This window comes from Burkholderia sp. Bp9142 (assembly GCF_003853415.1).
Taxonomy (GTDB): Bacteria; Pseudomonadota; Gammaproteobacteria; order Burkholderiales; family Burkholderiaceae; genus Burkholderia.
Genome location: NZ_QTPP01000001.1, coordinates 67,180 through 79,970, shown reverse-complemented (window position 1 = coordinate 79,970; position 12,791 = coordinate 67,180). Strand labels below are relative to the sequence as shown.

10 protein-coding genes are annotated in these 12,791 nt (G+C 66.3%); 7 read left to right on the top strand and 3 right to left on the bottom strand.

Features of this window, described 5'->3' with window-relative positions; translation table 11 throughout:
- Positions 1–6: 6 nt before the first annotated feature.
- Entirely contained in the window at positions 7–1,524 is a 1,518-nt protein-coding gene (locus DIE22_RS00390) for a PLP-dependent aminotransferase family protein (protein ID WP_124495508.1), read from the bottom strand.
- Positions 1,525–1,709: 185 nt separating this feature from the next.
- Here DIE22_RS00390 and DIE22_RS00385 point away from each other — a divergent pair, with 185 nt between their 5' ends.
- The 4 genes from DIE22_RS00385 (at position 1,710) to DIE22_RS00370 (ending at position 6,158) form a co-directional block, all read left to right on the top strand.
- Positions 1,710–2,801, top strand: a complete 1,092-nt coding sequence (locus tag DIE22_RS00385) for an ABC transporter ATP-binding protein (protein ID WP_124495506.1) — start codon at positions 1,710–1,712, stop codon at positions 2,799–2,801.
- A gap of 77 nt (positions 2,802–2,878) precedes the next feature.
- Complete coding sequence (locus DIE22_RS00380; protein WP_124495504.1) at positions 2,879–3,925, top strand: ABC transporter substrate-binding protein; 1,047 nt, start codon at positions 2,879–2,881, stop codon at positions 3,923–3,925.
- A gap of 102 nt (positions 3,926–4,027) precedes the next feature.
- On the top strand, positions 4,028–5,284 hold the full coding sequence (locus tag DIE22_RS00375) for an ABC transporter permease (protein ID WP_185640527.1): 1,257 nt from the start codon (positions 4,028–4,030) through the stop codon (positions 5,282–5,284).
- Between the two features lie 37 nt (positions 5,285–5,321).
- Positions 5,322–6,158, top strand: a complete 837-nt coding sequence (locus DIE22_RS00370; RefSeq protein WP_040141016.1) for an ABC transporter permease — start codon at positions 5,322–5,324, stop codon at positions 6,156–6,158.
- Positions 6,159–6,251: 93 nt separating this feature from the next.
- On the opposite strand, the gene DIE22_RS00365 is transcribed toward DIE22_RS00370, so the two are convergent.
- Complete coding sequence (locus DIE22_RS00365) at positions 6,252–7,991, bottom strand: protease pro-enzyme activation domain-containing protein (protein WP_124604065.1); 1,740 nt, start codon at positions 7,989–7,991, stop codon at positions 6,252–6,254.
- A 700-nt stretch (positions 7,992–8,691) separates the two neighbouring features.
- Here DIE22_RS00365 and DIE22_RS00350 point away from each other — a divergent pair.
- The 3 genes from DIE22_RS00350 to DIE22_RS00340 are packed head-to-tail and all read left to right on the top strand — an operon-like array spanning position 8,692 to position 9,880.
- Positions 8,692–9,015, top strand: a complete 324-nt coding sequence (locus tag DIE22_RS00350) for a helix-turn-helix transcriptional regulator (protein ID WP_124495496.1) — start codon at positions 8,692–8,694, stop codon at positions 9,013–9,015.
- A complete protein-coding gene (locus DIE22_RS00345; RefSeq protein ID WP_124604063.1) occupies positions 9,012–9,443 on the top strand; it encodes an SRPBCC domain-containing protein in 432 nt (143 codons plus the stop codon). The genes DIE22_RS00350 and DIE22_RS00345 overlap by 4 nt, the downstream gene beginning before the upstream one ends.
- A complete protein-coding gene (locus tag DIE22_RS00340; RefSeq protein WP_124604061.1) occupies positions 9,440–9,880 on the top strand; it encodes a DUF1801 domain-containing protein in 441 nt (146 codons plus the stop codon). The genes DIE22_RS00345 and DIE22_RS00340 overlap by 4 nt, the downstream gene beginning before the upstream one ends.
- Before the next feature lie 142 nt (positions 9,881–10,022).
- On the opposite strand, the gene acnA is transcribed toward DIE22_RS00340, so the two are convergent.
- Positions 10,023–12,740 (bottom strand): aconitate hydratase AcnA, encoded by a 2,718-nt coding sequence (acnA, locus tag DIE22_RS00335; RefSeq protein WP_124495490.1) that lies wholly within the window; start codon positions 12,738–12,740, stop codon positions 10,023–10,025.
- Between the last annotated feature and the right edge of the window lie 51 nt (positions 12,741–12,791).

Here is a 12,791-nt window from a genome sequence, read left to right as displayed (position 1 = left end):
ACGCGGTCATGCCGCGCGCGTGAAGTGCCGCGGCAGATGCCGCTCGATGGTTGCCGCGAGCGTGTCGAACGCGGGGCCGATGCCTTCGTGCGCGACGCATGCATAGCCGAGCAGCAGCCCGCGCCGCGCGGTGTCCAGCCGGCTGTAGTAGCTGGTCAGCGGGCGCACGATCACGCCTGCGTCGAATGCGCTTTGCGTGACCGCGCGATCGTCGCACGTGTCGGGCAGGCCGAGCACCAGATGCAGGCCGGCCTCGTCGCCCATCACGGGCAGCACGTCGCCGAAACGCGCATGGATCGCATCGATCAGCAATTGCCGGCGTTCGCCGTACAGCGTGCGCATCCGTCTGACGTGCGAAGTCAGGTGCCCGTCCATGATGAATTCGGCGAGCACGGCCTGCTGCATCAGCTGGCCCTCGCGATACAGCTCCGACAGCCCGGTCCGGAACGTGTCGACCAGATGCTCGGGCACGACCATGTAGCCCATCCGCAGGCCCGGGAACAGCATCTTGCCGAGACTGCCGACGTAGATCACGCGGCCGCCGTCGTCGAGCCCCTGCAGCGACGCGAGCGGGCGGCTGCCGTAGCGGAATTCGCTGTCGTAGTCGTCCTCGATGATCCAGCAGCGGTGCTGGCGTGCGTATTCGAGCAGCATCCGGCGTCGCGCAAGGCTCATCACCATCCCGAGCGGATACTGGTGCGACGGCGTGACGAGCACGAGCCGCGGCGGATGCTGCATGTCGCCCGCGCTCGGATCGATGCCTTCCTGGTCGACCGGCACCGGCGTGAGCGTGAGGCCGGTGGCCTGCAGCACGCTGCGCACGCCCCAGTAGCATGGCTCCTCGACCCACGCGCGATCGCCGATGTCGGACAGCAGCCGCACCGCGAGGTCGATCGACTGGTGGATGCCGGTCGTGATGATCACCTGGTCCGGCGAGCATTTGACCGAGCGCGCGACGCGCAGGTAGTCGGCGAGCGCGCGGCGCAGCGGCCGGTAGCCGCCGCCCGGCGCATAGGTCAGCAACTCGGGATTCGCTTCCTTCCACAGTCGCGCCTGCAGGCGGCTCCAGGTGCGGCTCGGGAATTCCGACACATCCGGCACGCCCGGCATGAACGCGCCCCACTGGCGCCGTGACACGCCCGCATGCTCGATCAGCTGCCGTCCGCGCATTGACAGGCCGCCCTGCGCGTCCGGCAGCGGCGCCGCACCGGCAGGCGGTGGCGCGGCCCCCGGCACGCGGATCGCGGCAGTGTCCGGGCGCGTGTCGGCCACGTAGGTGCCGCTGCCCGTCGTCGTCAGCACATAGCCTTCGGCCGTCAGCTGGTCGTACACGTGCAGCACGGTATTGCGCGCGATCGACAGGTCGGCCGCCAGCGTGCGCGAACTCGGAAGTTTTGTACCTGGCCCTAATTCACCGGTCAGGATGGCCTGCTGCATCTGTTGCAGCAGTTGCCGGTACATCGGCTCGGACGAACTGCGGTCGAGACGGGCGGAGAGCCAGTCGGCGAGGATCACGGTATCCAAAGTGGTCCTACTAGGAATATTGAAATGGTTCCCTAGTATAGAACCGTGAGCACCGTATAGTGACTCGCATCTCAAGAAAACGCCGGGCCGCCCCAAGTTTTCTTGACCCCCTTGGGGGGCCTGTCGCGTAGCGACAGGTTTGGGGGCATTCACAACGTTTGTCGCGCAGGAAGGGGACAGCCACGATGAAGTCCGATGATGTGATCGTCAGCTTTCGCGGCGTGCGGAAGACCTATGACGGCGAGACGCTGGTCGTCAAATCGCTCGACCTCGATATCCACCGAGGGGAATTCCTGACGCTGCTCGGGCCGTCCGGCTCGGGCAAGACCACCTGCCTGATGATGCTGGCGGGCTTCGAGTTCCCGACGGGCGGCGAGATCCGCCTCGACGGCGAGCTGCTGAATACCGTGCCGCCGCACAAGCGCAATATCGGCATGGTGTTCCAGAACTACGCGCTGTTTCCGCACCTGACGGTCGAGCAGAACGTCGCGTATCCGCTGACGGTGCGCAAGCTGTCGGCAGCCGAGCGCGCGGAGCGCGTCGCGCATGCACTGAAGATGGTGCAGATGGAACGCTTCGCCAAGCGCTATCCGGCGCAATTGTCGGGTGGCCAGCAGCAGCGCATCGCGCTCGCGCGTGCACTCGTGTTCGAGCCGAAGCTCGTGCTGATGGACGAGCCGCTCGGCGCGCTCGACAAGCAGTTGCGCGAACACATGCAATACGAACTCAAGGCGCTGCACGAGAAGCTCGGCGTGACCTTCGTCTACGTGACGCACGACCAGGGCGAGGCGCTGACGATGTCCGATCGCGTCGCCGTGTTCGACAAGGGCATCGTGCAGCAGCTCGATACCGTCGACCGCCTGTACGAATCGCCGTGCAACGAATTCGTCGCGAACTTCATCGGCGACAGCAACCGGCTGCGCGGCACCATCGCGCGCGTCGACGGCGAATTCTGCGAATTCCGGCTCGACGACGGCACGCAGCTCGTCGGGCGCCGCATCGGCGACGCGTCCGAAGGCGCGCAGGCCGTCGCCTGCATCCGCCCCGAACGCATGAGCCTTGCGAACGGTCACGCGAACGGCACCGCCAACCGCGTGACCGGCGAGGCGCGCAGCCTGATCTATTTCGGCGATCACGTGCGCATGCGCTGCGCGCTGCCGGGCCAGGACGAATGCTTCGTGAAGGTGCCGCTCGGCACGGGTGCGCTCGACGCGTTCTCGCCCGGTGCGCCGGTATCGCTCGCATTCGCGCCCGAGCACCTGCGCGTGTTCGCGTGACGCAGGTTTTCCCGATTTTCCGCAGCACGTCGTCAACAACAACTGCCCACTTCCACCACGAGAGGAGAGGAACCACCATGAACGGAACAAGCTCTACCGCGCGTCGCACCGCGCTCGCACTGGCGCTCGCCGTCGTCGGCGCATCGGCCGCGGCGGCCGAACTCACGGTCGTCAACTTCGGCGGCGCGAACGGCGATGCGCAGAAGGCCGCGTTCAACCAGCCGTTCGAGAAGGCGACCGGCAACAAGGTCACGGCCGTCGAGTACAACGGCGAGCAGGCGAAAGTGAAGGCGATGGTCGAGGCGAAGCACGTCAACTGGGACGTGGTCGAAGTCGAATCGGGCGACCTGAACCGCGGCTGCGACGAAGGGCTGTACGAGAAGCTCGACTGGTCGAAGATCGCGAAGAAGTCCGACCTGATTCCGGAAGCGCCGCAAGTGTGCGGCGTCGGCTTCTTCGTGTGGTCGACCGCGCTGTCCTACAACGCGGACAAGCTGAAGAGCGCGCCGACCGGCTGGGCCGATTTCTGGAACGTGAAGAAATTCCCCGGCAAGCGCGGGATGCGCAAGGGCGCGCGCTACAACCTCGAGTTCGCGCTGATGGCCGACGGCGTCCCGACCAAGGACGTGTACAAGGTGCTCGGCACGAAGGCCGGCCAGGACCGCGCGTTCAAGAAGCTCGACGAGCTGAAGCCGTACATCCAGTGGTGGGAGGCGGGCGCGCAGCCGCCGCAGTTCCTGGTGGCCGGCGACGTCGTGATGTCGACCGCGTATAACGGCCGCATCGACGCCGCGCAGAAGGAAGGCAAGAACCTGAAGGTCGTGTGGAACGGCAGCATCTACGACCTCGACTACTGGGCGATTCCGAAGGGCTCGCCGAACAAGGCGCTGGCCGAGCAATACATTGCGTATTCGCTGACGCCGAAGCCGCAGCAGGCGTATGCACAGCACATCGCGTACGGCCCCGCGAACGTCGCGGCGATCAAGTCGCTCGACGCAAAGACGCTCGCGAACCTGCCGAACTCGCCGGCCAACGGCAAGAACGCGGTGCTGGAGGACATCGGCTTCTGGACCGACCACAGCGACGAACTCGAGCAGCGCTTCGCCGCGTGGGCGACGAAGTAACAGCCGTTCAGGTGTCCTGATGCAACCTGCCGCGCGGCGCGCCGAACGCGTCGCGCGGCATTCCGCCGGATCGAGCCCGGCCGGAGAGAACCGTTGAACACGATGACGATCGCTCCTTCCTCGCCGTCGACAGCCGCGCTCAAGCGCGAGCTGAAGGCCGCCGAGGCCCGCAAGCGGACGATGGCGTTGCTGCTGGTCGCGCCGCTCGCGATCTTCCTGCTGCTCATCTTCGTCGTGCCGATCGGCACGCTGCTCACGCGCGCGGTGCAGAACCCCGAGATCGCGACCGCGCTGCCGAATACGGTCGCCGCGCTGTCGGGCTGGGACCGCAAGGCACCGCCGGCCGACGCCGCGTATGTCGCGCTCGCGGCCGACATGGCGAAGGTCGCCGACAGCGAGGCGATGGGCGCGCTCGCGCGACGCCTGAACACCGAAATTCCCGGCTACCGCTCGCTCGTCGCGAAGACGGCGCGTGCGATGCCGCTGAAGGGCGACAACGATGCCGCGCCGACGCCTGCCCAGACGCGCACGAAACTGATCGACCTCGATTCGCGCTGGGGCGACGTCGCGTACTGGCAGGCGATCGCGAAGAACGGCAGCCAGGTGTCGCCGTTCTACCTGCTCGCCGCGCTCGATCACAAGCAGGACGGCTTCGGCCAGATCGTGCAGGCCGATCCCGACCAGTCGATCTATCTCGCGATCTTCGGCCGCACGTTCGTGATCGGCGTCGCGGTCACGCTGTTCGCGCTGTTGCTCGGCTATCCACTCGCGTACTGGATCTCGACGCTGTCGGAGCGCCGCGCGAACCTCGTGATGATCCTCGTGCTGATTCCGTTCTGGACCTCGGTGCTGGTGCGCGTCGCCGCATGGATCGTGCTGTTGCAGAGCGAAGGGCTCGTGAACAAGGCGCTGATCGGCAGCGGGCTGATCTCGCATCCGCTGACGCTGCTGTTCAACCGCGTCGGCGTGTACATCTCGATGACGCACATCCTGCTGCCGTTCATGATCCTGCCGCTCTACAGTGTGATGAAGTCGATCCCGTCGACCTACCAGCGCGCGGCCGTGTCGCTCGGCAGCCATCCGTTCGCCGCGTTCTGGCGCGTGTACGTGCCGCAGACCTATCCGGGCGTCGGCGCGGGTGCGCTGCTCGTGTTCATCCTCGCGATCGGCTACTACATCACGCCCGCGCTGCTCGGCGGGCCGAACGACCAGATGGTCAGCTACTACGTCGCGTACTTCACGAACGTGACGATCAACTGGGGCATGGCGTGCGCGCTCGGCGGGCTGCTGCTCGCGGCGACGCTCGTGCTCTATGCGGTGTACGGGCGCTTCACGCGCACCAACGTGAGCCTCGGCTGAGCGCCGGGCACAGGGAAACGGGAAGGGGATTCGGACCATGAAACTCGCCAGGCCGCTGTTCGCGCCGCACATGTCGTTCGTCGAGCGCGCGTGGTATGTCGCGCTGCGCGTGCTCGTCGTGCTGACGCTGCTGTACCTGATCCTGCCGGTGCTCGCGATCGTGCCGCTGTCGTTTTCGTCGAGCACGTTCCTCGTCTATCCGATCCCGGGCTTCTCGACGCGCTGGTACGAGAACCTGATTGCGTCGGACGAGTGGCGGATGGCCGCGAAGAACAGCTTCATCGTCGCGCCGTCGGCGACCGTCGTCGCGACCGTGCTCGGCACGCTCGCCGCGATCGGCCTGACGAAGGCGGACTTCCGCGGCAAGGGGCTGCTGATGGCCGTGCTGCTGTCGCCGATGATCGTGCCCGTCGTCGTGGTCGGCGTCGGCATGTACCTGTTCTTCGCGCCGCTCGGGCTCGCGAACACCTATACCGGGCTGATCGCCGCGCACGCGGCGCTCGGCGTGCCGTTCGTCGTGACGACGGTCGCCGCGACGCTGCAGGGCTTCAACCAGAACCTGGTGCGTGCGAGCCTGTCGCTCGGTGCGAATCCCGTCACGACGTTCTTCCGCGTGACGCTGCCGGTGATCGCGCCGGGCGTGATGTCGGGTGCGCTGTTCGCATTCGCGACGTCGTTCGACGAAGTCGTCGTCACGCTGTTCCTCGCGGGCGCGGACCAGACGACGCTGCCGCGCCAGATGTTCACCGGGATCCGCGAGAACATCAGCCCGACGATCGCCGCGCTCGCGACGATCCTGATCATTTTCTCGACGAGCCTGCTGCTTGCGCTCGAATGGCTGCGCGGACGCAACGCGCGGCGTGCGGTGTCGTGACGCGGCACGGGGCGGGACCGTCGCGCGTGCGGTATACGATTCGCAAGCCGGCGCGCGAGGCCGTTGCCGCGCGCGCCGGCTTGCTCGTCACGCTCAGAAGCCGCCCGTCTGGATCAGCTTGTTGAGGTTCGCGATGTTCAGGCTGCCGAAGCCGGTCGTCAGATCCCGGCCGGTGCCTGCGTTGTAGCCGTACCCCTGATAGCCGTTGTTCCCCGATACGACGTCATAGCGCACGAGCGACGGGTTTGCCGGAATATCCGCATAGAAGTTGCCGGCCGGGAAACCGAGGCCCGTGCCGTTCGCCGCGAGCAGACGCGCCCAGAAGCCGGTGAAGATCGGTGCGGCGAGGCTCGTGCCGCCGATCTGCTGCAACTGGCCGTAGTTGTAGATGTACGCCCCCGTGCTTTGAGCGGCATCGAACGACACGTCGGGCAACTGGCGGTTGCTGCCCGACTGCCATGATGGCGCCGGCAGGATCGTGCTGACGCCGCCGCCCGTCGCCCACAGCTTGCCGTTGCCGTCGAGGCCCTCGTTCCATACGGTTTCGTTCGAGAACGCACCCGCCGACGTGGTGTACAGCGTCGTGCCGCCGATCGCGAGCACGTGCGGCGACGCGGCCGGCCACGACACCGTGTAGTTCGCGCCGTCCGGATAGCCGCGGTTGTTGCACTCGTACACGCCTTCGTCGCCCGACGACACCGAGAAGGTCTGGCCTTGCGCGGCGGCGGTCGTGAAGATCTGCTCTTCGGCGTCGAGCGTGCCGTCCGCGTTCGCATCGGTCTCGCACCAGCCGAGCGACACGTTGATCACCTTCGCGGTGTTGTCCGACACCGCGCGGTTGAACGCCTGCGTGAGCCCCGTGTTGCCGGCGGCGTTCAGGTCCGCCATGTAGAACACGAGCTTGCCGACCTGGCCGCCGGCCGAGCCGACAATCGACTGGCTGTCCAGATCCCATTCGCCCTGGCCGTCCTGGTCGTCGCTGTAGCTGCCGGTCGTGCCGGTGCCGTTGGTCTTCACGGTCTGGGTCGCGACCGTGCCGTAACCATTGCTCGACGTGAACTGCTTCAGGTCCTGCAGCGTCTGCGACACGCCGCCGATCGTGATGATCCCGACCGTCACGCCGGCCGCGGTCGGCACGCCGGTCGCGTTGTAGAGGCCCGGGAATTCCTTCGGATAGTGGCCGGTGGCCGTGCCGGCCGCCAGCGCCTGCGGTTTCGCGACGTTGCCGATGCGCAGCATCGGCCGTGCGCGCGCGACGTTCTGCAGCCCGAGCACCGAGCCGACGACGTCGCCGAGCGCACGCGGCACTTGCGCGGTCGACGCGTTCGCGAAGCCCGCGCGGCCCGCGTACTGGAAATGCACGAGCGACGTGTTGAACGCGGTCTTCACCGTACCGGCCGTGCCGCGCGCGGACACCAGCAGCCGGTTCGGCGCGACCTCGATGTTCACGAAGCCGCTCTTGCGCAGATAGTCGACGACCGGCTTTACCTGCGCCTCGGTCGGCGCATAGCCGGCGAGGAACTGTTCGTGCGTGAGGTACTGGCGGTAATGCGCATTGCCGGGCCGGTTCACGTCGTGCGCGAACTGCTTGAGCTGCGCGGCGTTGCGCAGCTTCAGGCTGACGACGATGTCCGCCGTCTCGCCGGCCGCGAGTTCGAGCGACGGCGCCGCGCTGCGCGCCATCAACTGCGGGCCGGTCAGAAAGGCCTTCGTGTGGGTGTCGACCCAGTCCGTTGTCGCATGTGCCGCAGCGGCGGCGAACACGAGCGGTACCGCGCACGCAAGGCGGCGGAGCGACGGAAGGGGCAGGGCAAACCAGGCGTTCCTTTTCATCGGGAGTCCTTTTGAGGAGAGACGACGTTGCTGGAACTCCCGGCCCTTGTGGGGCCGCGAGCGGTGACGAGCGTAGGGCGTCGATGCCGTTCAGGTAGCTGCCAGTTTCCATAGCTGTCAGTTCTGACATCGGTGTGCTCGCGCGCATGCGCTGCGCCGTTCTTGCATGCAGCAGCGATCCCGGCAAAGGGAACCGGTTCGCGGCGCGCTCGCGCGACGGTCGACGACGTTTGCACGCACGACTCGTTCGTTGCGGTAGCGGAATGCGCGCGACGGCGGAGCGAAGCGCCGCGCGAGCGCATTGCCGGCGATCGGGTGTGGACGCGCCGCGCGTTGCACTATGTGGTCAAGCGTTGCCGCGGCGTCGACGAGACGGCGTCCGGATGCACGGATGCACAAAAACGGGGCCAGTCGACCGCGAGCGTTTCCCGAACTGTGGAACAGCGCGTTGCCGAGTCTTGCAGCGTGCTTTCGGTTCGCAGGCCGACCGAGCGAATTAGAGGAAAGGCTCGAATTCATGCGATGACGCCGACCCGGGCGCGCTCGAGGTCCGTCGCAAGCCGGTTCGCCGGCGTTCGGCCCGCGCCGCCGAGCGGGACATGCCGCGGGATCGAACGACGTCACCCGCGAAATTCCTCCTTGACGCGCGTCGATCCGGCGATATCCTTCAATTCATAACCATCGGGTTATGGATTCAAACATGCAAAACGTTCACGACATGCTGTTCAGGACGCTTGCCGATCCGACGCGCCGCGCGCTCTTCGAGCGGCTGTGCGAGGAGGGCGAGCTGACGGTTGCCGCGTTGACGGCCCATGCAGGCGTGTCGCAGCCGGCGGTATCGAAGCATCTGGGCGTACTGAAGCAGGCCGGGCTCGTGAGCGACCGTCACGAAGGCCGGCAGACGCACTACAGCGCGCAGCCGCAGGCGCTGACTCCGTTGCTCGACTGGACCAGCCAGATGGCCGGCTTCTGGCAGAACCGGTTCGACGCTCTCGAAGATCTGCTCAAGAGGATGGATCAATGAACCAGGCCACCACCGAAACGCGTACCGTCGTCGTCGAACGGGAACTGTCGCATCCGCCGGAGAAGATCTGGCGCGCGCTCACGCAACCGCACCTGATCGAGGCGTGGCTGATGAAGAGCGATTTCGAGCCCGTCGCGGGCCGCGCATTCAGTTTTCGCGCGGACTGGGGATCGGTCGACTGCACGGTGCTGACGATCGAGCCGCAGCGCGTGCTGTCCTATACGTGGGCCGCTTATGGCCTCGAAAGCGTCGTCACATGGACGCTCGCGCCGACGCCGCGCGGCACGCTGTTGCGCATGGAGCAGGCCGGATTCCGCGCGGATCAGGAGCAGGCATATCGTGGTGCGCAGCACGGGTGGGCGCAATTCTTCGCATCGCTCGAACAGGTGCTGGCGCGTCCCGATGAAGACCAGGAGACCCGCACATGAGCGCATCCGACCCGGCGCTGGCGCCATCGGCCCGTATCGACGCACTGATCGCCGGAATCGCCGACTGGCGCGGCAAGACGTTCGCCGAACTGCGCGCGACGATCCTCGCCGCCGACGACGGCATCGTCGAGGAATGGAAATGGATGGGCAGCCCGGTGTGGGAATGCGACGGGATGATCGCGGTCGCGAACGCGCACAAGGGCAAGGTGAAGCTCACGTTCATGCATGGCGCGCACCTGCCCGATCCCGACGGGCTGTTCAATGCGGGTCTCGAAGGCAATGCGCGACGCGCAATCGATTTCCTCGAAGGCGACAAGGTCGACAAGCGGGCGCTGAAGCGCCTCGTTCGCGCGGCGCTCGACTACAACCGAGCGCACCTGAAGAAGAACGCGCGGGCCGGCGCGGGTACGAAGACGCGCGGCGACAAGGCCGCATAACGTACGGGCGCGCCGGCACGCCACCCGGCTGGCGGCCTGCCGCCACCGGCCAGCAGGCAAAAAAATGCCCGACACGAGGTCGGGCATCCAAATCGGCCGCAACCGCCGCGAGGCGGCTGCGGCACCTGCAAAAGCAGGGCGCTTACGCTGCGAGCAGCGAGCGCAGCACGAACGGCAGGATCCCGCCGTGCTTGTAGTAGTCGACTTCGATCGGCGTATCGATGCGCAGCAGCACCGGCACGCGGGTCGTTTCGCCGTTGTTGCGGTGGATCACGAGCGTGACGTCCTGCTGCGGCTTGAAGTCGTCGCCGAGGCCTTCGATGTCGTAGGTCTCTTCACCGGTGATGCCGAGCGACTGGATGCTGTCCGCGCCCTTGAACTGCAGCGGCAGCACGCCCATGCCGACCAGGTTCGAACGGTGGATCCGCTCGAAGCTGCGTGCGATCACGGCCTTCACGCCGAGCAGCTGCGTGCCCTTCGCGGCCCAGTCGCGCGACGAGCCCGTGCCGTACTCTTCGCCCGCGAACACGACGGTCGGCGTGTCGGCCGCGACGTACTGCATGGCCGCATCATAGATCGACTGCTGTTCGCCGCTCGGCTGGTGGATCGTCAGGCCGCCTTCGACGCGCGTGCCGTCTGCCTTCGCCGGGATCATCAGGTTCTTGATCCGGACGTTCGCGAACGTGCCGCGCATCATCACGTCGTGGTTGCCGCGGCGCGAGCCGTAGCTGTTGAAGTCGGCCTTCTGCACGCCGTTCTCCTTCAGCCACTTGCCTGCCGGCGAGTCTTCCTTGATCGAGCCGGCCGGGCTGATGTGGTCGGTCGTGACCGAGTCACCGAAGATGCCCAGTGCGCGCGCGCCCTTGACCGTCGGGATCGAGGCGGCCGGCTCCATCGAGAAGTCGTTGCCGAAGAACGGCGGCTCGGCGATGTAGGTCGACTTCGGCCAGTCGTAGACCTGGCCCGTTTCGCCCTCGATCTTGCTCCAGAGGTCGCCCTTCTTGGTCAGCTTCGCGTAGTTGTCCTCGAACTTCTTCGGGTCCAGCGCGAACTTCAGCAGCGCGTGGATTTCCTCGCTCGTCGGCCAGATGTCGCCGAGGTAGATGTCGTAACCGTCCTTGCCCTTGCCGACCGGCTCGGTCATCAGGTCGCGCGTGATGTTGCCGGCGATCGCGTAGGCGACGACGAGCGGCGGCGACGCGAGGAAGTTCGCGCGGATGTTCGGGTGGATACGCGCTTCGAAGTTGCGGTTGCCCGACAGCACGGCTGCCGCGACGATGTCGTTCTTCGTGATCGCTTCGTTCAGTTCCGGCGTCAGGTCGCCCGCGTTGCCGATACAGGTCGTGCAACCGTAGGCGGCGACTTCGAAGCCGAGCTTCGCGAGGTAGGGCAAGAGGCCCGTCTTCGTCAGGTACTCGGTGACGATGCGCGATCCCGGCGCGAGCGACGTCTTGATGTGCGGCGCGACGGTGAGGCCGGCTTCGACGGCCTTCTTCGCGAGCAGGCCGGCGGCCAGCAGCACGCTCGGGTTCGACGTGTTCGTGCACGACGTGATCGCGGCGATCAGCACGTCGCCGTTCTTCACGTCGACGCCGTTGCTCGTCGTGTACTGCGTGTTCAGGTCGTCCGCCTTCTTCGCGAAGCCGTTTTCCGCGACCGGCTTCGAGAACAGGTCGGTGAACGTCGACTTGACGTTGCCGATCTCGATGCGGTCCTGCGGGCGCTTCGGGCCGGCCAGCGACGGGGCGACCGTTGCCAGGTCGAGCGTCACCGTCTTCGTGTAGTCGATGTCGCCGGCCTTCGGAATGCCGAACAGCTTCTGTGCCTTGAAGTAGTTCTCGAATGCGGCGATTTCCGCCTTCGTGCGGCCCGTGCCCTCGAAGTAGTCGATGGTCTTTTCGTCGACCGGGAAGAAGCCCATCGTCGCGCCGTATTCCGGCGCCATGTTGCCGATCGTCGCGCGGTCCGGCAGCGACAGCGACTTCGTGCCTTCGCCAAAGAACTCGACGAACTTGCCGACGACCTTCTCCTTGCGCAGCATTTCGGTGATCGTCAGCACCAGGTCGGTGGCCGTCACGCCTTCGCGCAGCTTGCCCTTCAGCTCGACGCCGACGACGTCCGGCGTCAGGAAGTACACCGGCTGGCCGAGCATGCCGGCTTCAGCCTCGATGCCGCCCACGCCCCAGCCGACCACGCCGATGCCGTTGATCATCGTCGTGTGGCTGTCCGTGCCGACGAGCGTGTCCGGGTAGTACACGGCGTCGCCGCCGTCCGCCTTCTGGTGGACGCCGCGCGCGAGATACTCGAGGTTCACCTGGTGGACGATGCCGACGCCCGGCGGCACGACCTTGAACGTGTCGAACGCCTGCATGCCCCACTTCATGAACTGGTAGCGCTCGTTGTTGCGCTGGAATTCCAGCTTCATGTTCAGGTCGAGCGCGTCCTTCTGGCGGAAGTAGTCGATCTGGACCGAGTGGTCGACGACGAGATCGACCGGGACCAGCGGCTCGATCTTCTTCGGATTCTTGCCCGAACGCTCCGCGACACCGCGCATGGCCGCGATGTCGGCGAGCAGCGGCACGCCCGTGAAGTCCTGCAGCACGACGCGCGACACCACGAACGGAATCTCGTCGACGCGCTTCGCGGTCGGCTTCCAGTTCGCCAGCTGCTCGATGTGCTCTTCGGTGATCTTCTTGCCGTCGTAGTTGCGCAGCACGGACTCGAGCACGATGCGGATCGACACCGGGAGGCGCTCGATCTTCGTCTTCAGTTCCTTGCCGAGCTGCGGCAGCGAGTAGAACTTGCCTTTGCCGGAACCGCTGTCGAATTCCTTGAGGGTCTTGTGGAGATTGTGGGCCATGGTGATTTTCCTGGGTTTAAGGCAAGGAAACAACGTGTCCTGTAGATGACG

Coding starts and splice junctions, on each gene's coding strand:
- DIE22_RS00385 (WP_124495506.1), top strand. CDS start 1,710: ATGAAGTCCGATGATGTGATCGTCAGCTTTCGCGGCGTGCGGAAGACC.
- DIE22_RS00380 (WP_124495504.1), top strand. CDS start 2,879: ATGAACGGAACAAGCTCTACCGCGCGTCGCACCGCGCTCGCACTGGCG.
- DIE22_RS00375 (WP_185640527.1), top strand. CDS start 4,028: ATGACGATCGCTCCTTCCTCGCCGTCGACAGCCGCGCTCAAGCGCGAG.
- DIE22_RS00370 (WP_040141016.1), top strand. CDS start 5,322: ATGAAACTCGCCAGGCCGCTGTTCGCGCCGCACATGTCGTTCGTCGAG.
- DIE22_RS00365 (WP_124604065.1), bottom strand. CDS start 7,991: ATGAAAAGGAACGCCTGGTTTGCCCTGCCCCTTCCGTCGCTCCGCCGC.
- DIE22_RS00350 (WP_124495496.1), top strand. CDS start 8,692: ATGCAAAACGTTCACGACATGCTGTTCAGGACGCTTGCCGATCCGACG.
- DIE22_RS00345 (WP_124604063.1), top strand. CDS start 9,012: ATGAACCAGGCCACCACCGAAACGCGTACCGTCGTCGTCGAACGGGAA.
- DIE22_RS00340 (WP_124604061.1), top strand. CDS start 9,440: ATGAGCGCATCCGACCCGGCGCTGGCGCCATCGGCCCGTATCGACGCA.
- acnA (WP_124495490.1), bottom strand. CDS start 12,740: ATGGCCCACAATCTCCACAAGACCCTCAAGGAATTCGACAGCGGTTCC.